The sequence below is a fragment of the Streptomyces sp. NPDC058459 genome (assembly GCF_042721685.1).
Classification (GTDB): Bacteria; Actinomycetota; Actinomycetes; order Streptomycetales; family Streptomycetaceae; genus Streptomyces.
The window spans coordinates 1-1023 of record NZ_JBHXLV010000444.1 but is presented as its reverse complement, the minus strand read 5'-3'; the positions used below and the strand labels follow the sequence as shown (position 1 = coordinate 1023).

Below are 1023 nucleotides of genomic sequence, written 5' to 3'. Positions count from 1 at the left end.
CCTAGGGCCTGTGTGGAGTTGTGATCAAGGCTGTGATTCGAGGTGTCGGATCCAGAGGAGGCTGGCGCATAATTCGAGTCCGGCCTGGTAGCTCTCAGGTTTTTTGTCGTAGCGGACGGCGAGGCCGCGCCAGTCCTTGATCTTGTTGATGGTGCGTTCGACGCTGTTGCGGAGTTTGTACAGCTCCTTGTCCCAGGTGACGGGTCGTCCGCCGCGTGAGCCGCGGTTCTTGCGGTGGGCGGCCTGGTCCCTCTTCTCGGGGATGACTGCTTTGATCCCACGCCTGCGCAGGTAGGAGCGGTTCTTGCGGGAGGAGTACGCCTTGTCGCCCGCGACGGCCCCGGGCCGGGTGCGGGGCCGGCCGACCGGCCCGGGGACACGGATCGCGTTCAGGACGGGGATGAACTGCGGACTGTCTCCCGCCTGCCCCGCGGTGATCTCGAACGAGAGGGGCAGGCACTGCGGCACGCAGGACAGGTGTGTCTTGGTGGTCAGTCCGCCGCGGGAGCGCCCCAGGTGGGCGGCGGCGAGCCGGGCCCTGCGGCGACGCCCGAGGCGTCGCCGTCGTTCCCGTTCCGCATCCTGCCGTCCGTCTTGTTCCTCGCCGGTGCCCCTTTTTCGGCGGCGGCCTTCTCCAACGCCTCCAGGATCCCGGGCTCCACGATCATCCCCGCGGCGTCATGATGAGCCCGCACCGTGGTCGAGTCCACGCTGACCAGCGACAGGTCCACGAGACCTCGCTCGGCCGCCTCGGCGATCGCCCCCTGGAACACCGCAGTGAAGACCCCTGCGTCCCGCCACTGGCGAAACCGGCCGTAAACGGTGGACCAGTGTCCGAATCGTTCGGGCAACTCCCGCCATTTCGCACCGTTCCTGAACCGCCACACGACCCCCTCGAAGTGCGCCCGAAGGTTCTCGGGGTACGGCCCGTACGCACCGACCGGCAGAAACGGAGAGATGAACTCCCACTCGGCATCCGAAAGTTGAGGTCGAGACACCTCACCGTTCTACCCCAGGGGTCCC

Annotated in this window: 1 pseudogene; it reads right to left on the bottom strand. The window is 67.3% G+C overall.

Annotation, left to right across the window (positions count from 1 at the left end):
- Positions 1-24: 24 nt before the first annotated feature.
- Positions 25-998: pseudogene (locus ACFWN1_RS33470) on the bottom strand (IS5 family transposase).
- Positions 999-1023 lie beyond the last annotated feature (25 nt).